General features: G+C 62.1%; 17 protein-coding genes. 7 read left to right on the top strand and 10 right to left on the bottom strand.

Annotated features, from left to right (window positions below):
- Nucleotides 1-68 precede the first annotated feature (68 nt).
- From pstB to CXQ82_RS30675, 4 genes are all read right to left on the bottom strand, one after another.
- A complete protein-coding gene (gene pstB / locus CXQ82_RS30660; RefSeq protein ID WP_101273632.1) occupies nucleotides 69-902 on the bottom strand; it encodes a phosphate ABC transporter ATP-binding protein PstB in 834 nt (277 codons plus the stop codon).
- Nucleotides 903-1,034: 132 nt separating this feature from the next.
- Nucleotides 1,035-2,705: a phosphate ABC transporter permease PstA gene (gene pstA / locus CXQ82_RS30665; RefSeq protein WP_101273633.1), complete on the bottom strand. Its 1,671-nt coding sequence runs from the start codon at nucleotides 2,703-2,705 to the stop codon at nucleotides 1,035-1,037.
- A gap of 15 nt (nucleotides 2,706-2,720) precedes the next feature.
- Nucleotides 2,721-4,754, bottom strand: coding sequence for an ABC transporter permease subunit (locus tag CXQ82_RS30670; protein ID WP_177409972.1), 2,034 nt, complete (start codon nucleotides 4,752-4,754; stop codon nucleotides 2,721-2,723).
- 386 nt (nucleotides 4,755-5,140) lie between these two features.
- Nucleotides 5,141-6,127 (bottom strand): phosphate ABC transporter substrate-binding protein PstS, encoded by a 987-nt coding sequence (locus CXQ82_RS30675; RefSeq protein WP_016978637.1) that lies wholly within the window; start codon nucleotides 6,125-6,127, stop codon nucleotides 5,141-5,143.
- 362 nt (nucleotides 6,128-6,489) lie between these two features.
- Here CXQ82_RS30675 and CXQ82_RS30680 point away from each other — a divergent pair, with 362 nt between their 5' ends.
- Nucleotides 6,490-9,354, top strand: coding sequence for an EAL domain-containing protein (locus CXQ82_RS30680; protein WP_101273635.1), 2,865 nt, complete (start codon nucleotides 6,490-6,492; stop codon nucleotides 9,352-9,354).
- A gap of 55 nt (nucleotides 9,355-9,409) precedes the next feature.
- Here CXQ82_RS30680 and CXQ82_RS30685 read toward each other — a convergent pair whose 3' ends face one another.
- Nucleotides 9,410-10,699 carry an MFS transporter gene (locus tag CXQ82_RS30685; RefSeq protein ID WP_101273636.1) on the bottom strand — a complete coding sequence of 430 codons (1,290 nt, stop codon included), beginning with the start codon at nucleotides 10,697-10,699 and terminating at the stop codon, nucleotides 9,410-9,412.
- 240 nt (nucleotides 10,700-10,939) lie between these two features.
- On the opposite strand from CXQ82_RS30685, the gene CXQ82_RS30690 reads away from it, so the two are divergent.
- Together CXQ82_RS30690 and CXQ82_RS30695 are read left to right on the top strand one after the other, a co-directional pair.
- Nucleotides 10,940-11,344: an acyl-CoA thioesterase gene (locus CXQ82_RS30690; RefSeq protein ID WP_003176975.1), complete on the top strand. Its 405-nt coding sequence runs from the start codon at nucleotides 10,940-10,942 to the stop codon at nucleotides 11,342-11,344.
- Between the two features lie 57 nt (nucleotides 11,345-11,401).
- The gene (locus CXQ82_RS30695; RefSeq protein ID WP_101273637.1) at nucleotides 11,402-12,301 is read left to right on the top strand and encodes a D-hexose-6-phosphate mutarotase; all 900 of its coding nucleotides are present in this window, start codon (nucleotides 11,402-11,404) and stop codon (nucleotides 12,299-12,301) included.
- A gap of 46 nt (nucleotides 12,302-12,347) precedes the next feature.
- Here the strand turns inward: CXQ82_RS30695 and CXQ82_RS30700 are convergent, their stop codons facing one another.
- From CXQ82_RS30700 to CXQ82_RS30720, 5 genes are all read right to left on the bottom strand, one after another.
- Nucleotides 12,348-12,884, bottom strand: coding sequence for a DUF3299 domain-containing protein (locus CXQ82_RS30700; protein WP_101273638.1), 537 nt, complete (start codon nucleotides 12,882-12,884; stop codon nucleotides 12,348-12,350).
- Between the two features lie 78 nt (nucleotides 12,885-12,962).
- Nucleotides 12,963-13,208, bottom strand: coding sequence for a GlsB/YeaQ/YmgE family stress response membrane protein (locus CXQ82_RS30705; RefSeq protein ID WP_010168336.1), 246 nt, complete (start codon nucleotides 13,206-13,208; stop codon nucleotides 12,963-12,965).
- A gap of 104 nt (nucleotides 13,209-13,312) precedes the next feature.
- The gene (locus CXQ82_RS30710; RefSeq protein WP_101273639.1) at nucleotides 13,313-14,398 is read right to left on the bottom strand and encodes a 5-(carboxyamino)imidazole ribonucleotide synthase; all 1,086 of its coding nucleotides are present in this window, start codon (nucleotides 14,396-14,398) and stop codon (nucleotides 13,313-13,315) included.
- Nucleotides 14,399-14,409: 11 nt separating this feature from the next.
- On the bottom strand, nucleotides 14,410-14,901 hold the full coding sequence (gene purE, locus CXQ82_RS30715) for a 5-(carboxyamino)imidazole ribonucleotide mutase (protein WP_003176980.1): 492 nt from the start codon (nucleotides 14,899-14,901) through the stop codon (nucleotides 14,410-14,412).
- A gap of 331 nt (nucleotides 14,902-15,232) precedes the next feature.
- A complete protein-coding gene (locus tag CXQ82_RS30720) occupies nucleotides 15,233-16,141 on the bottom strand; it encodes a LysR substrate-binding domain-containing protein (protein ID WP_010566930.1) in 909 nt (302 codons plus the stop codon).
- 182 nt (nucleotides 16,142-16,323) lie between these two features.
- Here CXQ82_RS30720 and aspA point away from each other — a divergent pair, with 182 nt between their 5' ends.
- The 4 genes from aspA (at nucleotide 16,324) to CXQ82_RS30740 (ending at nucleotide 21,689) form a co-directional block, all read left to right on the top strand.
- Complete coding sequence (gene aspA, locus CXQ82_RS30725) at nucleotides 16,324-17,748, top strand: aspartate ammonia-lyase (protein WP_101273640.1); 1,425 nt, start codon at nucleotides 16,324-16,326, stop codon at nucleotides 17,746-17,748.
- A gap of 391 nt (nucleotides 17,749-18,139) precedes the next feature.
- On the top strand, nucleotides 18,140-19,591 hold the full coding sequence (locus tag CXQ82_RS30730; protein WP_101273641.1) for a sodium:alanine symporter family protein: 1,452 nt from the start codon (nucleotides 18,140-18,142) through the stop codon (nucleotides 19,589-19,591).
- Nucleotides 19,592-19,668: 77 nt separating this feature from the next.
- Entirely contained in the window at nucleotides 19,669-20,646 is a 978-nt protein-coding gene (locus CXQ82_RS30735; RefSeq protein WP_101273642.1) for an asparaginase, read from the top strand.
- Between the two features lie 50 nt (nucleotides 20,647-20,696).
- Nucleotides 20,697-21,689 carry an AraC family transcriptional regulator gene (locus CXQ82_RS30740; protein ID WP_101273643.1) on the top strand — a complete coding sequence of 331 codons (993 nt, stop codon included), beginning with the start codon at nucleotides 20,697-20,699 and terminating at the stop codon, nucleotides 21,687-21,689.
- The last annotated feature ends 219 nt before the right edge of the window (nucleotides 21,690-21,908 follow it).

Consider the following 21,908-nt stretch of genomic DNA (forward strand, 5'->3'; position numbering starts at 1 on the left):
TGGCGTCCTTGGAGCGTCCGGTAAGGTGCGGAGAACCGCAGCGTCAGTGCAATCAGAACCACAGCTTCCTAGCCGTAGCGACCGGTGATGTAGTCTTCGGTCTGCTTCTTCGCCGGATTAGTGAACAGGGTATCGGTATCGCCGAATTCCACCAGCTTGCCCATGTACATGAACGCGGTGTAGTCGGAAACCCGCGCCGCTTGCTGCATGTTGTGGGTCACGATGACGATGGTGAACTTGGACTTGAGCTCGTAGATCAGCTCTTCGACCTTGAGCGTCGAGATCGGGTCGAGTGCCGAGCAGGGCTCATCGAGCAGCAGCACTTCCGGCTCCACCGCGATGGTACGCGCGATCACCAGGCGCTGCTGCTGACCGCCGGACAAGCCGAGTGCCGAATCATGCAGGCGGTCCTTGACCTCATCCCACAGCGCCGCGCCCTTGAGGGCCCACTCCACGGCTTCGTCGAGGATGCGCTTCTTGTTGATGCCCTGGATGCGCAGGCCGTAGACCACGTTTTCGTAGATGGTCTTGGGGAACGGGTTAGGCTTCTGGAACACCATGCCCACACGGCGACGCAGCTCGGCCACGTCTTCGCCCTTGCGATAGATGTTGGTGCCGTAGAGGTTGATGGCGCCGTCGACGCGGCAGCCGTCCACCAGGTCGTTCATGCGGTTGAAGGTACGCAGCAGCGTGGACTTGCCGCAGCCCGACGGGCCGATAAAGGCCGTTACGCGCTGCTTGGGAATGTTCATGCTGACGTCGAACAGCGCCTGCTTTTCACCGTAGTACAGGCTCAGGCCCGGTACTTCGATGGCCACGGTTTCTTCGGCCAGGCTCAGGCTCTGCTTGTTGCGACCCAGGGCAGACATGTTGATGCCGTGGGATTGGGTTTCATGTTGCATGGGATGCTCCCTGTGCTGTTGTGTGGGAGGGGGCTGGCCCCCGATGGCGGTGTGTCAGTCAGCACATCTGTTTCTGAGCCGCCGCAATCGGGGGCAAGCCCCCTCCCACAAATAAGTCCGCGTTCACTTCAATTAGCTGTCCAGCGCCTTGTATTTTTCGCGCAGGTGGTTACGAATCCACACCGCCGACAAGTTCAGCGTGGCGATCACCAGCACCAGCAGCAAGGCGGTGGCGTACACCAATGGCCGTGCGGCTTCGACGTTGGGGCTCTGGAAGCCGACGTCATAGATATGGAAGCCCAGGTGCATGATCTTCTGGTCCAAGTGCAGGTACGGGTAGTTACCGTCCAGCGGCAGCGATGGCGCCAGCTTCACGACACCTACCAGCATCAGCGGCGCCACTTCACCGGCGGCACGCGCCACGGCGAGGATCATGCCGGTCATCATCGCCGGGCTGGCCATCGGCAACACGATCTTCCACAGCGTTTCCGCCTTGGTTGCGCCCAGCGCCAGGGAGCCTTCACGCACGGTGCGAGGAATCCGCGCCAGGCCTTCTTCGGTGGCCACGATCACCACCGGCACGGCCAGCAGCGCCAGGGTCAGCGACGCCCACAACAGCCCCGGTGTACCGAAGGTCGGCGCCGGCAACGCTTCGGCGAAGAACAGGCGGTCAACCGAGCCACCCAATACATACACGAAGAAGCCCAGGCCGAACACGCCGTAGACGATGGCCGGTACGCCAGCCAGGTTGTTCACGGCGATACGAATAATGCGGGTCAGCGCGTTCTGCTTGGCGTATTCACGCAGGTACACCGCCGCCAGCACGCCGAACGGGGTCACGATCATCGCCATGATCAGGGTCATCATCACGGTGCCGAAGATGGCCGGGAAAATCCCGCCTTCGGTGTTGGCTTCCCGTGGGTCATCGCTGAGGAATTCCCAGACCTTGCTGAAATAGAAGCCGATCTTGGTCATCGTGCCCATGGCGTTCGGCTGGTAGGCGTGTACCACTTTGCCAATGCCGATTTCGATTTCCTTGCCGTTGCCATCACGGGCGGTCAGGGCATCGCGGTTGAACTGGGTGTGCAGGTCGGTCAGGCGCGCTTCGATGTCCTGGTAACGGGCATTCAGCTCAGCGCGGTCGGCGTCCATGTCGGCCTGGGCGGCGGCGTCGAGCTTGCCTTCCAGCTCCAGTTTGCGACCGTGCAGGCGGATACGCTCAAGCCCGGCGTTGATCGCGCCGATGTCGGTTTTTTCCAGGCTCTTGAGCTGGGCAGCCAGCTTGTTCACGCGGTCGACACGGGCTTGCAGCTCCGGCCAGGCAGCCTCGCCTTCGGCGATCACCTTGCCATCCTGCTTGACGTTGACCAGGGTGCCGTAGAAGTTGCCCCACTCACGGCGCTCGATGGCCATCAGGTTTTTTGGCGTGGTCTGGTCCTTCAACCATTCGCCGACGATCCAGGTGAAGTCGTTGCCGTTCAAGTCGCGGTTGCCGACCTTGATCAGCTCGCGGGTCATGAATTCCGGGCCTTGGTCCGGCACGGGCAGGCCCGCGCTTTTCAGACGCTCGCGGGGTACTTCTTCTTTCTGTACCACTTCGCCGATGACGATATGGTTTTCCTGACCCGGCACGTTGTAGTTGGCCTGGATCAGGTCGGCTGGCCAGAAGTGGCCCAGGCCACGCACGGCAATCACGGCCAGCAAACCAATGGTCATGATGACCGCGATGGACACCGCGCCACCGCTGATCCAGACGCCTGGGGCGCCGCTCTTGAACCATCCATTCAGGGAGTTCTGTTTCACAGACTTCTACCTTTCTTAAAGCGACGAGTATTTCTTGCGCAGACGCTGACGGATCAGCTCGGCGAGGGTGTTCATGATGAAGGTGAACAACAGCAGCACCAGCGCCGAGAGGAACAGCACGCGGTAGTGACTGCCGCCCACTTCCGACTCGGGCATTTCCACCGCGACGTTGGCCGCCAGGGTGCGCAGGCCTTCGAACAGGTTCATCTCCATCACCGGGGTGTTACCGGTAGCCATCAGCACGATCATGGTTTCGCCGACGGCGCGGCCCATGCCGATCATCAGGGCCGAGAAGATGCCCGGGCTGGCGGTCAGGATCACCACACGGGTCATGGTCTGCCACGGCGTGGCGCCCAGGGCCAGGGAGCCCAGGGTCAGGCCGCGCGGCACACTGAACACGGCGTCTTCGGCGATGGAGTAGATGTTCGGGATCACCGCGAAACCCATGGCCAGGCCGACCACCAGAGCGTTGCGCTGGTCGTAGGTGATGCCAAGGTCGTGGGAGATCCACATGCGCATGTCGCCGCCGAAGAACCAGGTTTCCAGGTACGGGCTCATGTACAGCGAGAGCCAGCCCACAAACAGGATCACCGGGATCAGGATCGCGCTCTCCCAGCCATCCGGTACCCGCAGGCGGATGGACTCAGGCAGGCGGCTGAAGACAAACCCGGCCACCAGGATGCCAATCGGCAACAGCATCAGCAGGCTGAAAATCCCCGGCAGGTGCCCTTCCACGTACGGCGCCAGGAACAGGCCGGCGAAGAAGCCGAGGATCACCGTCGGCATCGCTTCCATCAGTTCGATCACCGGCTTGACCTTGCGGCGCAGGCTCGGCGCCATGAAGTAGGCGGTGTAGATCGCGGCGGCAACGGCCAGCGGTGCGGCCAGCAACATGGCGTAGAACGCGGCCTTCAAGGTACCGAAGGTCAGCGGGGCCAGGCTCATCTTGGGTTCGAAGTCGGTGTTGGCGGCGGTCGACTGCCAGACGTATTTAGGTTCGTCGTAGTTTTCGTACCAGACCTTGCTCCACAGCGCGCTCCAGGACACTTCCGGGTGCGGGTTGTCGAGCAGCAGCGGTTGCAGCTTGCCGCCGGCTTCGACGATCACCCGGTTGGCCCGTGGCGACATGCCGAACACGCCCTGGCCGTCGACCACCGGGTCTACCAGCAGGGTGCGGTGGGCGGTGCTGTGGAACACGCCGAACTGGCCGGAAGCGTCGAGGGCGGTGAAGCCTTTGCGGCGTTCTTCAGCGGTGATTTCTACGATAGGCGCAGTGCCCATCTGGAAGGTCCGGATCTGCTTGAAGCGCTGCTCGCCATCCGGGTCACGGGCCATGAACCACTGGGCCAGGCCACCCTTGGAGTTACCCACGATCAGCGAGATACCGCCCACCAGCTGGGTGCTGGCGGTGACTTCGGCGTTGCCATCTTCCAACAATTTGTATCGACCGTTGAGGCTCTTGTCGCGCAGGCTGAACACATCAGCGAGGGCGCGACCGTTGATCACATACAGCCACTGCTGGCGCGGGTCGATGAAAATCGCCTTCACCGGTTCGGTCATCTGCGGCAGGTCGACGCGCTTCTGCTCGCTGGTGACTTCGCCGGTCATCATGTTTTCTTCGCGGCTCAGGGTCAGCACATTCAAGTGCGAACCCGCCGAGCCTGCCACCACCAGGGACGAATCGGTGGCGTTGAGGGCCACGTGTTCCAGTGGGCGACCGGCGTCGTCGAGCACGATCGGGGTTTCGCCGTAGGGGTATTCGATGGCCGGGGTAATGGTTTTATTGCCGTCCGGGTATGACACCTTATAGGTGTGGCGGAACACCAGGGACTGACCATTGGACAAACCGAGGATCACCAGCGGGCTGCCCGGCTGGTCTTCACCGATAGAGGCAACGCTGGTGCCGGCTGGAAGCGGCAGGTCGACACGCTTGAGTTCCGCGCCGGTGTCGACGGCAAAAAACAGTGCCTGGCCCTTGTCGGAAACCCGCATGGCGACCTGGTTCTGCTCCTCCATCGAAATCATCAACGGCTTGCCCGCGTCCTGCAGCCAGGCGGGCGTCAGCGCGTCTTCCTTGGTCAGCGAAGCACCATGGAACAGCGGCGCGACGACATAGGCGAGAAAGAAGAAGATCAGGGTGATGGCGCCGAGGACGGCGAGGCCGCCTACCAGTACATACCAACGGGTCAGGCGATCCTTGAGTGCGCGGATGCGGCGCTTGCGTTGCAGCTCAGGCGTATTGAAGTCAATGCGCTTGGGGGGAGAAGTCGTCGTCATGGTGGAATTGGCCAGATCATTCATGCGCACACCCTAGCGATCCTGTATGACAGAAAGATGACAGTGCAGTGACGCAACAAAACCGCCGCGAAGCAGGGCTGGCAGCGGATTGAAGAATTAGTGATGCGGGACCGGTCTACCGGCCCCGCGCAGGCAACTTAGTTGCCTTCTTTCAGACCCAGGTCAGCCAGGGCCTTGGCGGCAACTTTGGCTGGCAGTGGGATGTAGCCGTCTTTTACTACAACTTCCTGGCCCTGCTTGGACAGCACCAGTTTCACGAACTCAGCTTCCAGCGGAGCCAGAGGCTTGTTCGGGGCTTTGTTGACGTAAACGTAGAGGAAGCGCGACAGCGGGTATTTGCCGTTCAGGGCGTTTTCTTCGCTGTCTTCGATGAAGTCAGTGCTGCCTTTCTTGGCCAGGGCCACAGTCTTCACGCTGGCAGTCTTGTAGCCGATGCCCGAGTAACCGATGCCGTTCAGCGAGGAGCTGATCGACTGCACGACCGAAGCCGAGCCTGGTTGTTCGTTCACGTTTGGCTTGTAGTCGCCTTTGCACAGGGCTTCTTCTTTGAAGTAGCCGTAAGTGCCGGATACCGAGTTACGACCGAACAGTTGAACTGGCTTGTTGGCCAGGTCGCCGGTCACACCCAGGTCACCCCAGGTTTTCACGTCGGCTTTGCCACCGCACAGGCGAGTCGAGGAGAAAATCGCGTCGACCTGTTCCATGGTCAGGTGCTGGATCGGGTTGTCCTTGTGCACGAACACGGCCAGGGCATCCACGGCAACCGGGATAGCGGTTGGCTTGTAGCCGTACTTCTGCTCGAAGGCAGCCAGTTCGGTGTCCTTCATCTTGCGGCTCATCGGGCCCAGGTTGGAGGTGCCTTCAGTCAGCGCAGGTGGCGCAGTGGCGGAGCCGGCAGCTTGAATCTGGATGTTGACGTTCGGGTATTCCTTTTTGTAACCCTCAGCCCACAGGGTCATCAGGTTGGCCAGGGTATCGGAACCGACGCTGGACAAGTTGCCCGACACACCAGTGGTCTTCACGTAAGCAGGAATTGCCGGGTCAACACCAGCGGCCACCGCGTTGGCGGTCGCAACGCCAGCAGCGACAAAAGTCATTGCCGCCATCAAACGTTTCAGTTTCATGCCTTGCTCCTAGCAGATAGGGATAGTTGGATCGGGGCCAAGTATCGGTAGGCCGTGTGAACACTCTATGTCTGGAATATGACAATTAGATGAAAGGCCAGTATTGGGCCAACATCCGGGCTGACGTGAAAAACGCCCTGAAATCCGCGGTTGCGCGGCGAATTGAGAAAAATTGTGCGCTGTTGAAATAGTCCGTAAACGTTGCGCCGCGGGTTTCACTTTCTTGTCGCGCGGCCGATTCAGTAGTGCACGGCGCATAAAACGATTGAAAAATGCACTATTAGGCGTTAAACGGAAAGATAGCTGGCATATAGCCAGTAATCAGGGGCGGGCATTGCCAGGTTTTGGCTCAGAGAGTGCTGATGAGTGTTCATCTATTGACTGACTCCCCGCAACAAGCGAAAGACTGCGGCGTCGTTGCGCCTGGGCGCAAGGGAAACCCGGACACCATCGAGCAATTGCTGGGCTCGGCGCGCAACTGGGCCCATACCACCGCGTGGGTGGTTTACCGCGCGGGTGAACAACTGCATTTGATCGGGCAAGGCGACCCACAGGCGCAATGGCCCACAAGCATCGCCAATGAGGCGTTCGAGGCCTTTTGCGCGGCCCGCCGCCTGCACCGCTGGCCAACCGGCACCGGCGAAAGCGAGCTGGGATGGTTACTCGCCCCCATCGAGCAAGCGTCGCAACCGGCGCTCGCCGACCTGGCTTTGCAACTGGGCATTCAGCTACAGACCCACACCCTGGCCCGCGCGCAGATCACCCAGCGTGTGCTGTATGAAATCACCTACCTGGCCAGCTCAACTCGCGACCGCTCGGTGTTTCTGGTCGGGGTTCACCAACTGCTGGCTAGCCTGATCGACGCCGAGAATTTCTACCTCGCGCTGTATGACCCCGGCAGCGGCAAGATCGACTACCCCTATTACGTCGACATTATTGATGTCGATGCCCTGGAGTCCGAAAACTACGAATACCTGGATCACGCGCGCCTGTCGCTGACCGGGCAGGTGCTGACCTCTGGCCAACCGTTGCTGATCGATGCCGCCGGGATCCGCGCCGCCCAGGCCGAGGGGCGCTTCCACTGCGTGGGTGATTGCCCCGAGTTCTGGATGGGCGCCCCCTTGAAGAACGCCTCGGATGACGTGTTCGGCATGCTGGCGATGCAGGTCTACGACGTGTCGCGTACCTACAGCGCCGAGGACCGCGCCTTGTTTCTGGTGGTGGCTCGCCATGTGGCCATGGCGCTGAACCGCATCCTGCACCGCGAAGACCTGGAAGAGACGGTGATACGTCGCACCCTGGAGCTTTCAGCACTCAACGATGCACTGCGCCAGGAAGTGGCCGACCGCGAACGCGCCGAACACCTGCAGAGTGCACTGTTCCAGATTGCCGAGCTGTCGAGCCAACCTGGGGACATGGCCGAGCTGTTTCAAACCTTGCACGGCATCGTCGGCGATTTGCTCTTCGCGCAAAACTTCTACATTGCCTTGTTCGACGACACGAGCCACGAAGTGACATTCCCCTACTACGTCGACGAGCGGCTGAAGGCTTGCCCGCAGGCCCGGCGTGGGCGGCGCGGCTTGACCGAGTACGTCATCCGCCAGCGCCGGCCGTGCCTGATCGACTCCGCCGAGGCCGAGCGCCTGGCGGTCGCAGGTGAAATCGAGCGCGCCCATGAGTCCGTGCGCTCCGACTCCTGGCTGGGCATTCCGTTGTTCGATGGCGACGTGGTGCGCGGCGTGCTGGCGGTGCAAAGCTACACCTCGGCGGTACGCTATACCCTGCGCGACCAGGAACTGCTGACGTTTGTATCGCGGCACATCGACACAGCCCTGTCGCGCCGCACAGCGGCCGAAGCGATCCACGCCGCCAACCTCAAGCTGGAAGCCCGGGTACAGAGCCGCACCCGCGAACTCGATGACGCCAATGCCAAGCTGCAACATGAAAACTCCCACGATGCGCTGACCGGGCTGCCCAATCGCACCTTCCTGCAACAACACCTCAACCAGGCCTGGTTGCATTTCGGCAGTGAGGGCGGGCACCTGGCCGTGATGTTTATCGACCTCGACCGCTTCAAGCTGGTCAATGACAGCCTCGGCCATCACTTTGGCGACCTGCTGCTGATCCAGGCCGCCCACCGCTTGCGCAGCTGCCTGCGCGGCAGCGATATGCTCGCGCGTTTGGGCGGCGATGAGTTTTCGGTGCTGGCCCCCGGCGCGCCACTGGACGTGATGATCGAGATCGCCGAACGGATCCTGGTGGCGTTTGACCTGCCGTTTCTGATCAATGGCCATGAAGTGTTTTCGTCTTGCAGCATCGGCATTGTCAGCGCCGACAGCCAGTTCCACCACGAGCCGGCCGACTTGCTGCGCGATGCCGATGCGGCGATGTACCGGGTCAAGAGCGCCGGGCGCGACAGCTACGCGGTGTTCAACCAGGAAGTCCGCCATGAAGTCTCGGACCAGGTTGAGCGTGAAGGCGCACTGCGCAACGCGCTCAAGCGCAGCGACGAGCTGGTGCCGTATTTCCAGCCGATTGTCAGCGTCGAAAGCGGCGAACTACTGGCCCTGGAGGCGCTGATTCGCTGGCAACACCCCGACGGCCGGGTGGTTGCGCCAGGGGAATTTTTACCCGATGTCGAGGGTTTGCGCCTGATCGGCCGGCTCGACCTGTACATGCTCACCAGTATTGCCGTGATCCTCGCCGAGCCCGAACACGCCAATTGGCCGCCGGTGCACGTCAACTGTTCCAGCTACAGCATGACGCGACCGGACTTCGCCAGCGATGTGCTCGCCCTGTTGGCGCGGCACCAGGTTGCGCCGTCGCGCATCTGCCTGGAATTGACCGAAGGCGCGCTGGTGGCCGAGCCGGCGATGGCCCGGCTGACCATGCAGCAATTGGCGGACAACGGCATGTCGGTGGTGCTCGATGACTTCGGTGCAGGGTTTTCATCCCTGAGTTATGTGCATCAATACCGCTTCAGCGGCTTGAAGATCGACAAGTCGTTCATCTTCGAGCTGACCACCAGCCCACGCAGCCGGGCCATCGTGCGGGCAATTGTGCGCATGGCTGAATCGCTGGACCTGAGTGTGGTAGCCGAAGGGGTCGAGGACGGCGCCACTCTGGCGCTGCTGCGCGAAATCGGCGCCGGGCAGGCCCAGGGCTATTATTTCGCCAAGCCCATGGGGTTGAAGGCGCTGTTGGCCAGCTCGCTGCTAACCGGTTAACGCCTGGTTTGCGTAACTGCCACCGGGTTCCCGGTGGCAGCCCGCGCGGTGCAGCCTAGCGCCCGCGCTTCCACAGATACCCACCCACCACCATGCCCATCACACACAGGACGGCAACGTAGTAGGCCGGGCCCATCGGGCTTTCCTTCATCAGCAGCGACACCGCCAGCGGCGTCAGGCCGCCGAAGATGGCGTAGGCGACGTTGTAGGAGAACGACAAGCCACTGAAACGCACCACCGCCGGGAAGGCTTTGACCATCACGTACGGCACCACGCCGATAGTGCCGACAAACAGGCCGGTCAAGGCGTACAGCGGGAACAGCCAGTCCGGGTGGGCGATCAGGCTGTGATACAGCGTCCAGGAGGTGGCCAGCAGCAGTGCACAACCGACGATCAGCACTCGCCCGGCACCGAAACGGTCCGCCAGGGCGCCGGAGGCAATGCAGCCCAGGCTCAGGGTGACGATGGCCAGGCTGTTGGCTTGCAGCGCCACGGTAGCGCTGAAGTGGTAGACCGTCTGCAGCACGGTCGGGGTCATCAGGATGACCACGACGATACCGGCCGACAGCAGCCAGGTCAGCAGCATCGACAGCACGATGGCGCCACGGTGGTCGCGCAGTACGGCGCGCAATGGCAACTCGGCGGCCAGGGTCTTGCGCTGCTGCATCTCGGCGAAGATCGGCGTTTCATGCAGCCAGCGGCGCAGGTACACCGACAACAGGCCGAACACACCGCCGAGCAGGAACGGGATCCGCCAGGCGTAATCCGACACCTGCTCCGGGCTATAAATAGTGTTGATCGCGGTGGCCACCAGCGAACCGAGCAAAATGCCGGCGGTAAGGCCGCTGGTCAGGGTGCCGCAGGCGTAGCCGATATGGCGCGGTGGCACGTGCTCGGAGACGAACACCCAGGCGCCCGGTACTTCGCCGCCAATCGCCGCGCCCTGGATGACGCGCATCAGCAGCAACAGCAGCGGTGCCCACAGGCCGATCTGCGCGTAGGTCGGCAGCAGGCCCATGATCAGGGTCGGCACGGCCATCATGAAGATGCTCAGGGTGAACATTTTCTTGCGGCCCAGCAGGTCACCGAAGTGCGCCATGATGATGCCGCCCAGCGGGCGCGCCAGGTAACCGGCGGCGAAGATGCCGAAGGTCTGCATCATGCGCAGCCATTCGGGCATATCGACGGGGAAGAAGAGTTTTCCGACCACGGTGGCGAAAAACACGAAAATAATGAAATCATAAAATTCCAGCGCCCCGCCCAAGGCAGACAGCGACAGGGTTTTGTAGTCGTTGCGGGTCAGCGGGCGCGAAGGTTGCGCACTGCTTGCGGGCACGGAGGACATGGTAAGGCTTCTCTTATTAGTCAGGACGGCAGATCTGAGGCACTGGCTGAGCCAGGACGGGTTCGGCAAGATAGCAAATCGCTTGGAAAAGCACATCAGAAGCACAGTTGCCGGAAAAAGCCGCCATACAGCCGCGAATTGCCGACCAAATCAACTACAGACGGTCGTCGCGGCGCGAGGGTGTCGATATACTCGGCCCACGCACGCGCCAGACCCGCAGTCTTGAGAGGCATTCACGGCATGATCGAACTCGAACAAGAAGACCCTATCCCGCAAGGCGATCTCGCCCTGCAAATTACCGCGCTACCGCGTGAAACCAACGGTTTCGGCGATATCTTCGGCGGCTGGCTGGTCGCGCAGATGGACCTGGCGGGCACCGCCATGGCCAGCAAGGTCGCCGGCGGCCGTGTGGCTACCGTGGCCATTGATCGCATGGCGTTCCTGGTACCGGTGGCGGTGGGCGCGCAGCTCTCCTTCTATACCCAGGCCCTGGAAATCGGCCGCAGCTCGATCCAGATGATGGTCGAAGTGTGGAGCGATGACCCGCTGTCCAGCGAATGGCGCAAGGTCACCGAGGCGGTGTTTGTATTCGTCGCCATCGATGGCAGCGGCCGTACGCGTTCGGTGCCGTCGCGCGCGCGTTAAACCTCGCCGGGTTTTGACGGTCAATTGCCCCATTGCCTGCCACGAAGAGTGCTTTGTATGCCTACGCCCCACGTTGAAAGCGTGAAAATCGACGAGCTGGATTGCTGGCGCATCCGCCACAACGGCGCCGAGCTGCTGGTAGCCCAACAGGGCGCGCATATTTTCAGCTACAGGCGCGAAGGCGAGCAGCCGTTGATCTGGCCGAACCCCGAGGCGGTGTTCAAGCAGGGCAAAGGCATCCGCACCGGTGTTCCCGTGTGCTGGCCATGGTTTGGTGTGTTTGATCGCAACCCGCAAAGCGTAAAAGCCATGCGCCAGAGCGAGCAGCCGGCCGGCGCCCACGGGTTTGCGCGCACCGCGATCTGGAAAATGGATGAGGTGACTGCCGTTGCCGATGCCTTGCAGTTGGACTTCTCACTGCCAGTGCCTGCCGGTGGTTTCCCCGGCTGGCCCCATCAGGTCGACCTCAAGCTGAGCCTGCTGCTGGACGACCAACTGCATATCCGCCTGACCAGCCATAACCATGGGCCCGATACGGTGACCCTCAGCCAGGCGCTGCACACCTACTTCGCCGTAAGCGATGTGCGCAATGTGCAGGTCGACGGTCTGGATGGTGCGGCCTATATCGACACCGCCGATGGCTGGGCCGAGAAGGCACAATCGGGCCTGCTGCACTTCACCGCCGAGACCGACCGTATCTACCTCGACACGCCGGCCCAGCTGAATATTGTCGATAAAGCCTGGCAGCGGCGCATCCAGCTCAGCGCCGAAGGCTCAAAATCCACGGTGATCTGGAACCCCTGGACCGAACGCGCCAAAGCCTTCGACGACATGGCCGACGATGGCTGGCAGGGCATGCTGTGCATCGAGACGGCGAATGTGCTGGATGATGTGGTTGAGCTGGCGCCAGGCGAAAGCCACACCTTAGGCGTGAGCATCACCGGTATCGCCCTGTAATGTGGGAGGGGGCTTGCCTCCTCCCACATTGATTCTGTGTTGTGGTTTAGAGATCCGACTCCTTCACCACCCGCACCTTCCCGGCGTCCAATGCATAGGCGGCATCCGCCAGGTCGTTATTGACCTTCTCCACCTTCAACGTGCCCGTAACCCACAGCGGCGTGTAGATATCATCCAGCTTCAAGCCCTTCGGATACCGCACCAACACCAGCTGGTTAGGCGGCGGTGGCGGCACGTGGATGCACGCGCCCGGGTACGGCACCAGGAAAAACAGCGTGCTGCGGCCCTTGGCGTCGGTTTCCAACGGCACCGGATAACCACCGATGCGGATGTTCTTGCCGTTCATGGCGGCCACGGTCTTGGTCGAATACATCACCGCCGGCAAGCCTTTGCTCTGCTTCAGGCCACCTTTATCGGTAAAGGTGCCTTGGGCCTCGGGGGAGTTGTGGTCAATTTCGGGCATAGCCTCGAGGGCTTTCTGATCCGACAGCGGCATCAGGTCCAGCCAGTCGGTTTCCGGCAGTTCGCCGGCGTGGGCCAGGCCTGAGCCGAGCAAAAGAAGAGTCAAAAGAACACGGCGCATGAAGGGGCTCGACAAGGTTAACAGTGTCGGCATTCTAGCCCCCTGCGCCTGCGTAGCGCAGAGGGCTATGTCGCTAAATTACTTTTTGCGCAGCAGGCCGTAGATCACCAGCAACACGATGGCGCCGATCAGCGCGCCGATAAAGCCCGCGCCTTGACCCGCCTGGTAGATGCCCAGGGCCTGACCACCATAGGTGGCGACCAAGGAACCTGCGATACCCAGCAGGATGGTCATGATCCAGCCCATGCTGTCGTCGCCGGGCTTGAGGAAACGCGCCAGCAGGCCGACGATCAGGCCGATAAAGATGGTTCCGATGATACCCATGGCATTTCCCTCTAATGAAGTGAGCTATGCCAAAGCCTAGACAGGCTTTGGCATCCTGCAATCAGAGAGACGAGGGCTACCAATGGTTCCCGTCGGACTTGGCCTTATTGCTCGGCGATCAGCGCTTCAACCTTGAGGATCTGCGCCTCAAGCGTCGCACGGTCCTTGCAACGCAGGTTGGCGTGGCCGACCTTGCGCCCGGCCTTGAAGGCCTTGCCGTAGTGATGCAGGTGGCAGTCATCAATCGCAATCACCTGCTCCACAGGCGGTACCACACCGATGAAGTTGAGCATGGCGCTTTCGCCCACCTTGGCGGTGGACCCCAGCGGCAGGCCCGCAACCGCGCGCAGGTGGTTTTCGAACTGGCTGCACTCGGCGCCTTCGGTGGTCCAGTGCCCAGAGTTGTGCACGCGCGGGGCGATTTCGTTGGCCTTGAGGCCACCGTCGACTTCAAAGAACTCGAACGCCATCACGCCGACATAATCCAGCTGCTTGAGCACCCGGCTGGAATAGTCTTCGGCCAGGGCCTGCAACGGGTGGTCGGTGCTGGCCACGGACAGCTTGAGGATGCCGCTGTCGTGGGTGTTGTGCACCAACGGGTAGAAGCGCGTTTCGCCATCGCGGGCGCGCACGGCGATCAGCGAGACTTCACCAGTGAACGGCACGAAGCCTTCCAGCAGGCAGGCAACGCTGCCCAGCTCGGCGAAGGTGCCAACCACATCGGCGGCAGTGCGCAGGACTTTCTGGCCCTTGCCGTCGTAACCCAGGGTGCGGGTCTTGAGCACGGCGGGCAGGCCGATGCTGGCGACGGCGGCGTCCAGGTCTGCCTGGGACTGGATATCGGCGAAGGCCGGGGTCGGAATGCCCAGGTCCTTGAACATGCTCTTCTCGAACCAGCGGTCACGGGCGATGCGCAGGGCTTCGGCGCTCGGGTACACCGGCACGAACTGCGAGAGGAACGCCACGGTTTCAGCCGGGACGCTTTCGAACTCGAAGGTCACCAGGTCGACTTCGTCGGCCAGTTGGCGCAGGTGGTCCGGGTCGCTGTAGTCCGCGCGCAGGTGTTCACCCAGGGCGGCCGCGCAGGCGTCGGGCGCCGGGTCCAGGAAAGCGAAGTTCATCCCCAGCGGAGTGCCCGCCAGGGCCAGCATGCGGCCGAGTTGGCCGCCACCGATTACACCGATTTTCATCGTCAACAACCTCAGGCGATGCGTGGGTCTGGATTGTCCAGCACGCTGTCTGTCTGCTCAGCACGGAATTTTTTCAGCACCGCGTGGAACTGCGGGTGCTTGGCGCCCAGGATGCTGGCGGACAGCAAGGCGGCGTTGATCGCACCGGCCTTGCCGATCGCCAGGGTGGCCACCGGGATACCGGCCGGCATCTGCACGATGGACAGCAGCGAATCCACGCCCGAGAGCATGGCCGACTGCACCGGCACGCCCAGCACGGGCAGGTGCGTCTTGGCCGCACACATGCCTGGCAGGTGCGCCGCGCCGCCGGCACCGGCGATGATCACCTCGATGCCACGGGATTCTGCTTCATCGGCATACTGGAACAGCAGATCCGGGGTGCGGTGGGCAGAGACCACCTTCACTTCATACGGAATGCCGAGTTTTTCCAGCATATCGGCGGTGTGGCTAAGGGTGGACCAATCGGACTTGGAGCCCATGATCACGCCAACCAATGCACTCATCGTCGTGCCTCTTCTCTCTGGGCGCCCGCAGGCGCGTCAAAAAACAACAAGCCACGCGGGAAATCCGGCGTGGCTTGGTGTACGAATTAAGGCCGGTTGGACCGGCCGAAGGCCGCGCAGTATACCGTAATAATCCAGATAAACAGCCCCTCGGATGACCATCTGTCCAGTGGCGCAAAGTGGCGGTTTTATTGACTTAAGAGTCAGCCAAATCACCACAAAACCCTGTGGGAGGGGGCTTGCCCCCGATAGCGATGTGTCAGGCACTTATCTGTCACTGATACACCGCTATCGGGGGAAAGCCCCCTCCCACATTTGCCCGGTGTCAGGTTCAAGTATTCTGCGCCGCCCCGCCTTCCAGCTTGCGCCACAACAACCGCACATTCGCCTTGCGCACCAACGCGCAGCGATACAGGCGAATCTCCAATGGCACATGCCATTGCGGGCCGCCGCACACCACCAGTTCACCTCGGGCCAATTCTGCACGCACGCTCAATTGCGGCACCCAGGCAATGCCAAGGCCTTCCAACGCCATGCTCTTGAGGCTATCGGCCATCGCGGTTTCATACACGGTGGTAAAACGCAGGGCGCGCTGGCGCAGCAGCAGGTGCACCGAACGGCCAAGGAACGCGCCGGCGCTGTAGGCCAACAACGGCACGCTGCCCTCGCCTTCCAGGTCAAACAGCGGCTTGCCGTCCGCGTCGGCGGCGCACACCGGGAGCATTTCGGTGTTGCCCAAGTGCAGCGAGGGGAAGATTTCGGCGTCCATCTGCATCGCTGCATCAGGGTCGTAGAACGCCAGCATCAGGTCGCAGCCGCCCTCGCGCAGGGCGTGCACGGCATCGCCCACGTTAGTGGCCACCAGCCGTGTGGCGATGTTCAGGCCTTCATTGCGCAGTTGCGCGATCCAGCGCGGGAAGAAACCCAGCGCCAGGGAGTGGGCGGCGGCCACTTGCATGACTTCGCCCTGCCCGCCTTCCAGGTGATGCAAATGGCGCAGCACTTCACCGAGCTGTTCAACCACCGTGCGCGCGGTGACCAGGAACAACTGCCCCGCCGCCGTCAGCTCTACCGGCGTGCGCGAGCGGTTGACCAGGGTCAGGCCCAGCGCGGCTTCCAGGCTACGGATACGTCGGCTGAACGCCGGCTGGGTGACAAATCGCCGTTCCGCCGCCTGGGAAAAGCTGCGGGTTGCCGCCAAGGCGCTGAAGTCTTCCAGCCATTTGCTCTCAAGGTTCATCGCTCACTCCCACGGGTACGCACCATTTTGGCACACACGCCCGCCATGATAGCCGGGTCACATCCACATTATGCCGTTTATGCATAGGCCAGTGCTTAATAGCATTGGCCCAAAAACTTCCACAAGCCTAGCATTCGCAGCGTTCCGGCCTGTTCCGGGTCCCTATCGAGATGATTTCCGTCATGTCCTCCGCTGCATCATTCCGTACCGAAAAAGACCTGCTTGGCGTACTCGACGTACCTGCTCAAGCGTATTACGGCATCCAGACCCTGCGAGCGGTGAATAACTTCCGTCTCTCCGGCGTTCCGATTTCGCATTACCCGAAATTGGTGGTTGGTCTGGCAATGGTCAAGCAGGCGGCGGCTGACGCCAACCGCGAGTTGGGCCAGCTCAGCGAAGCCAAGCACGCTGCCATCAGCGAAGCCTGTGCCCGCCTGATCCGCGGCGATTTCCACGAAGAGTTCGTGGTGGACATGATTCAAGGCGGCGCTGGCACTTCAACCAACATGAATGCCAACGAAGTCATCGCCAACATCGCGTTGGAGGCCATGGGCCACAACAAGGGCGAGTACCAGTACCTGCACCCCAACAACGACGTGAACATGGCGCAGTCGACCAACGACGCCTACCCGACCGCGATCCGCCTGGGTCTGCTGTTGGGCCATGACGCGCTGCTGGCCAGCCTCGACAGCCTGATCCAGGCCTTCGCCGCCAAAGGCGTCGAGTTCGGCCATGTGCTGAAAATGGGCCGCACCCAATTGCAAGACGCCGTGCCGATGACCCTCGGCCAGGAATTCCGCGCCTTCGCCACCACCCTGGGTGAAGACCTGGCGCGCCTGAAAACCCTGGCACCGGAGCTGTTGACCGAAGTGAACCTGGGCGGCACCGCCATCGGCACCGGCATCAACGCCGACCCGCGTTACCAGGCCCTGGCCGTACAACGCCTGGCCCTGATCAGCGGCCAGCCGCTGGTACCGGCGGCCGACCTGATCGAAGCCACCTCCGACATGGGCGCCTTCGTGCTGTTCTCCGGCATGCTCAAGCGTACCGCGGTGAAGCTGTCGAAGATCTGCAACGACCTGCGCCTGCTGTCCAGCGGCCCACGCACCGGCATCAACGAAATCAACCTGCCGGCACGCCAGCCAGGTAGCTCGATCATGCCCGGCAAGGTCAACCCGGTAATCCCGGAAGCCGTGAACCAGGTTGCATTCCAAGTCATCGGCAACGACCTGGCCCTGACCATGGCGGCCGAAGGCGGCCAGCTGCAACTGAACGTGATGGAGCCGTTGATCGCCTTCAAGATCTTCGACTCGATCCGCCTGCTGCAACGCGCCATGGACATGCTGCGCGAACACTGCATCGTCGGCATCACCGCCAACGAAGCGCGCTGCCGCGAACTGGTGGAGCACTCCATCGGCCTGGTGACCGCGCTGAACCCGTACATCGGCTATGAAAACGCCACCCGCATCGCGCGTATCGCCCTTGAAAGTGGCCGCGGCGTGCTGGAACTGGTGCGCGAAGAAGGCTTGCTCGACGACGCCATGCTCGACGACATCCTGCGCCCCGAAAACATGATCGCTCCACGCTTGGTCCCGTTGAAGGCCTAAGCGTTTGTTGCACCGCTCACCAGGTTGAGGGACTAGACACCTCTCACCTTTTGAGGGCCTGAAGGCTCGTTCTTCAGGCCCTTTTTTTTGCCTCAAGGTTGTGAAATGAAGCCCATAAAAAATCCAATATCGCCGTGCAAATCCGACTTTTCCGATTCAGCCCTGCTGAAACCTTTAATCGCCCCGTGCAGACGGATGATGCTCGCCTAGGTATAGTGCCGCCCCTCTTCGCGTCAGAGATCGTCGGTAACGAGGTCCTGGACAGCGCGAAACCGCATGAATAACAACACCCGCAAAAGGATTGGGGTCGAACGTCGTGCACTGCCTGGTGCTGAGCGACACGTCGAACCGTCCTGCGTTTGCCATTAGAAAAATCAGCGAGGAACACTCCATGCTAGAAGTCATCAACGACTTCCTCTCAGGGAAAGTATTGATCGTGCTCATTGTCGGGCTCGGCGGTTATTTCACGATCCGCTCGCGTTTCGTTCAGTTGCGCCACTTTTTCCACATGTTCTCGGTGTTTAAAGACAGCCTGAAGAGCAGCTCCGGCCAACTCAGCTCGTTCCAGGCGCTGATGCTCAGCCTGGCCGGCCGCGTAGGCGCCGGTAACATCGCCGGTGTCGGCATTGCCGTGACCCTCGGCGGCCCGGGTGCCGTGTTCTGGATGTGGGTCACCGCGCTGGTGGGCATGTCGTCGAGCTTTATCGAGTGCTCCCTCGGCCAGTTGTACAAGCGCACCGATGCTGAAGGCACCTACCGTGGCGGTCCGGCTTACTACATCCAGCACGGCCTGCAGAAGCGTTGGCTGGGTATGGTGATGGCGTTCCTGTTGCTGGTGACCTTCGGTTTTGCCTTCAACGGCCTGCAAGCCCACGCCGTGACTCACTCGCTGAACAACGCGTTCGGCCTGGACACCACCTACACCGGCCTCGCGCTGGCGGTATTGCTGGGCCTGGTATTCATCGGCGGGATCAAGCGCATCGCCTCGATAGCCGACCTGCTGGTGCCGGTCAAGACCCTGGTGTACATCGCCGTGACCCTGTACGTGATCGTGCTGCAATTCGACCACGTACCGGCCATGCTCGCGACCATCGTCAAGAGCGCGTTCGGTCTCGACCAAGCCTTCGGTGGCCTGGTGGGCAGCGCGATCATCATGGGTGTAAAACGCGGCGTGTTCGCCAACGAAGCGGGTCTGGGCAGTGCACCTAACGTGGCCGCTGTGGCCTCGGTGGAACACCCGATCGCCCAGGGCGTGGTCCAGGCATTCAGCGTGTTCCTCGACACGTTCGTGATCTGCACCTGCACCGCCTTGCTGATCCTGCTCTCCGGTTTCTACACCCCAGGCTTTGAAGGCGACGGCATTGCCCTGACCCAGAACTCCCTGGCGGCAGTGGTCGGCGACTGGGGCCGCATGTTCATCTCGGTGGCCCTGGCGTTGTTCGTGTTCACCTCGATCATGTACAACTACTACCTCGGCGAGAGCAACCTGCGCTTCCTGGTGGGCAACAACCGCAAGGTGTTGATGGGCTATCGCGCCCTGGTGCTGGTGCTGATTTTCTGGGGTTCGATCGAGAACTTGGGCACCGTGTTCGCCTTCGCCGACATCACCATGACCATGCTGGCGTTCGTCAACCTGTTCGCCCTGGCGTTCCTGTTCAAGATCGCCATGCGCATCCTGAACGACTACGACAACCAGCGCGCGGCAGGCATCAAGACCCCGGTGTTCGATTCCAGCCAGTTCCCCGACCTGGACCTGGACCGCAAGGCCTGGCCGGCCAACCCGGTGAAGCCTGAGCCAGCGGCTCAAGCATCGGCTGAACTGGGCGCGCAAGCGCAACGCTGAATGTAGATAGATGACACGCCGCCCGGCCTTGGGCATGCTCTGGGCCCGGCGGCGTTTTTCGTTCAGGAGATTTTTCGATGCAACCAGCTAACAACGTGATGGTGCTCTACACCGGCGGCACCATCGGCATGCAGGCCAGCGCCAACGGCCTGGCCCCGGCATCCGGTTTCGAAGCCCGCATGCGCGAACAGCTTGCCGACGCGCAAGTACCCGCCTGGCGCTTTCGCGAAATGGCCCCACTGATCGACAGCGCCAACATGACCCCGGCCTACTGGCAGCGCCTGCGCACTGCCGTGGTCGACGCCGTGGACGCGGGCTGCGACGCCGTACTGATCCTGCACGGCACCGACACCCTGGCCTACAGCGCGGCGGCCATGAGCTTCCAACTGCTCGGCCTGCCGGCACCGGTGCTGTTTACCGGCTCGATGCTGCCGGCCGGCGTGCCCGACAGCGATGCCTGGGAAAACGTCAGCGGTGCCCTCGCGGCATTGGGCGAAGGCCAGGCGCCGGGGGTGCAGCTGTACTTCCACGGCGCACTGATGGCACCGACCCGTTGCGCGAAGATCTGCAGTTTCGGCCGCCATCCATTTGCTGCCTTGCAACGCAACGGCGGCGTGGCCAAGGCGAGCAACGTCCCGGCAACCCTGGATTACCGTCACGACAAGGCCCTGGCGAATGTCGGCGTGCTGCCGCTGGTACCGGGCATTGCCGCCGTGCAACTGGACGCGCTGGTCGACAGCGGCATCCAGGCGCTGGTACTCGAATGCTTCGGCAGCGGCACCGGGCCCAGCGACAACCCGGCGTTCCTGGCCAGCCTGCAGCGCGCCCAGGACAAGGGCGTGGTCGTGGTGGCAATCACCCAATGCCATGAAGGCGGCGTGGAGCTGGATGTGTACGAAGCCGGTAGCCGTTTGCGCGGCGTGGGCGTGTTGTCCGGCGGCGGGATGACCCGTGAAGCGGTGTTCGGCAAGCTCAATGCGCTGATCGGCGCGGGGCTGGATAACCTCGAAATCCGCCGCCTGGTCGAACTCGACCTGTGCGGCGAACTGAGCTGACCGGCATGTAACTTGCTCCCCTTCCAGCCACCTCCTGGCTGGAAGTTCCCATGCTGCATTCCCACCTCACCACCCTCAACGCCGTGTCGCTGGTGCTCGGCGCCTTCAAGGACCAGGGCCTGCCCAGTGAAACCCTGCTCGAAGGCAGCGGCATCTGCGCGGCGGACCTGAGCCGCGCCGACACGCGTATCACCACCAACCAGGAGATGCGGGTGTGCGCCAATGCCGTGGCGCTGCAACGGGATATCGGCCTGGAACTGGGCCGGCGCATGCATGTTTCGTCCTACGGCATGCTCGGCTATGCCCTGCTCACCAGTGCCACCTTCGGTGACGCTTTGCGCCTGGCGCTGCGTTATCCGGCGCTGTTGGGAACACTTTTCGAGCTGAGCCTGGTCGAGGACGGCGAGCGGATCTGGTTCAGCGCCAGCGATTACCGCGAGAACCCGACCTTGGAAACCTTCAATGTCGAGTTTTGCCTGGTCTCGCTGAAAGTCATCTGCGACGACCTGCTCGGCCACCCACTGCCGCTGCTCGCCGCGCGTTTTGACTACGACGCGCCGGACTATCAGGCGCGCTACCGTGAACGCTTCGACTGCCCCTTGCAGTTTCAAGCCACCGCGAATGCCTTCGCTTTCGACAAACGCTGGCTCGACCAGCCACTGCCCCTGGCCGATGCCATCACCCACCAGGCCATGGCCGAGCGCTGCCGTAAACAGAACCTCGAATTCACCGGGCGCCAGGCCTGGCTGGGGCGTATCCGCCAGTTGCTCGCCGACCAATTGCAGGCCGCGCCGGGCCTTGAGCGGCTGGCCCAGCAGATGAACTGCTCGGCGCGGACCTTGCGCAGGCACTTGCACGACCAGGGGTGCAGCTACCAGGAACTGCTCGACGAACTCCGCTTCGAGCGGGCCAAGCAACTGCTGGGCGAGGATGAGTGGCCGATCCACCGGATTGCCGAAGCGCTGGGGTTCAGCGAAACCGCGAGTTTCCGCCATGCTTTCGTGCGCTGGAGCGGCGTGGCGCCGAGCCAATTTCGCGCTTGATACAGCGAAGAATGCCCCCCCACCTGTGGCGAGCGGGCTTGCCCGCGTTGGGCTACGTAGCGGCCCGAGAAAAAGCGGGAGCGCTGCGCACTCCAACGCGGGCAAGCCCGCTCGCCACAAAGTCCGCTCGCCACTGGTGCCTCTTGCACACAAATGGGGCGAATTGCGGACAGACACTTTGGCCATATTTATCCCCTTTTGGCCGCTCCTGCCGTTCTC

The organism is Pseudomonas sp. S09G 359 (assembly GCF_002843605.1).
GTDB lineage: Bacteria > Pseudomonadota > Gammaproteobacteria > Pseudomonadales > Pseudomonadaceae > Aquipseudomonas.

Coding starts and splice junctions, on each gene's coding strand:
- pstB (WP_101273632.1), bottom strand. CDS start 902: ATGCAACATGAAACCCAATCCCACGGCATCAACATGTCTGCCCTGGGT.
- CXQ82_RS30675 (WP_016978637.1), bottom strand. CDS start 6,127: ATGAAACTGAAACGTTTGATGGCGGCAATGACTTTTGTCGCTGCTGGC.
- CXQ82_RS30680 (WP_101273635.1), top strand. CDS start 6,490: ATGAGTGTTCATCTATTGACTGACTCCCCGCAACAAGCGAAAGACTGC.
- CXQ82_RS30685 (WP_101273636.1), bottom strand. CDS start 10,699: ATGTCCTCCGTGCCCGCAAGCAGTGCGCAACCTTCGCGCCCGCTGACC.
- CXQ82_RS30690 (WP_003176975.1), top strand. CDS start 10,940: ATGATCGAACTCGAACAAGAAGACCCTATCCCGCAAGGCGATCTCGCC.
- CXQ82_RS30695 (WP_101273637.1), top strand. CDS start 11,402: ATGCCTACGCCCCACGTTGAAAGCGTGAAAATCGACGAGCTGGATTGC.
- CXQ82_RS30700 (WP_101273638.1), bottom strand. CDS start 12,884: ATGCGCCGTGTTCTTTTGACTCTTCTTTTGCTCGGCTCAGGCCTGGCC.
- CXQ82_RS30705 (WP_010168336.1), bottom strand. CDS start 13,208: ATGGGTATCATCGGAACCATCTTTATCGGCCTGATCGTCGGCCTGCTG.
- CXQ82_RS30710 (WP_101273639.1), bottom strand. CDS start 14,398: ATGAAAATCGGTGTAATCGGTGGCGGCCAACTCGGCCGCATGCTGGCC.
- purE (WP_003176980.1), bottom strand. CDS start 14,901: ATGAGTGCATTGGTTGGCGTGATCATGGGCTCCAAGTCCGATTGGTCC.
- CXQ82_RS30720 (WP_010566930.1), bottom strand. CDS start 16,141: ATGAACCTTGAGAGCAAATGGCTGGAAGACTTCAGCGCCTTGGCGGCA.
- aspA (WP_101273640.1), top strand. CDS start 16,324: ATGTCCTCCGCTGCATCATTCCGTACCGAAAAAGACCTGCTTGGCGTA.
- CXQ82_RS30730 (WP_101273641.1), top strand. CDS start 18,140: ATGCTAGAAGTCATCAACGACTTCCTCTCAGGGAAAGTATTGATCGTG.
- CXQ82_RS30735 (WP_101273642.1), top strand. CDS start 19,669: ATGCAACCAGCTAACAACGTGATGGTGCTCTACACCGGCGGCACCATC.
- CXQ82_RS30740 (WP_101273643.1), top strand. CDS start 20,697: ATGCTGCATTCCCACCTCACCACCCTCAACGCCGTGTCGCTGGTGCTC.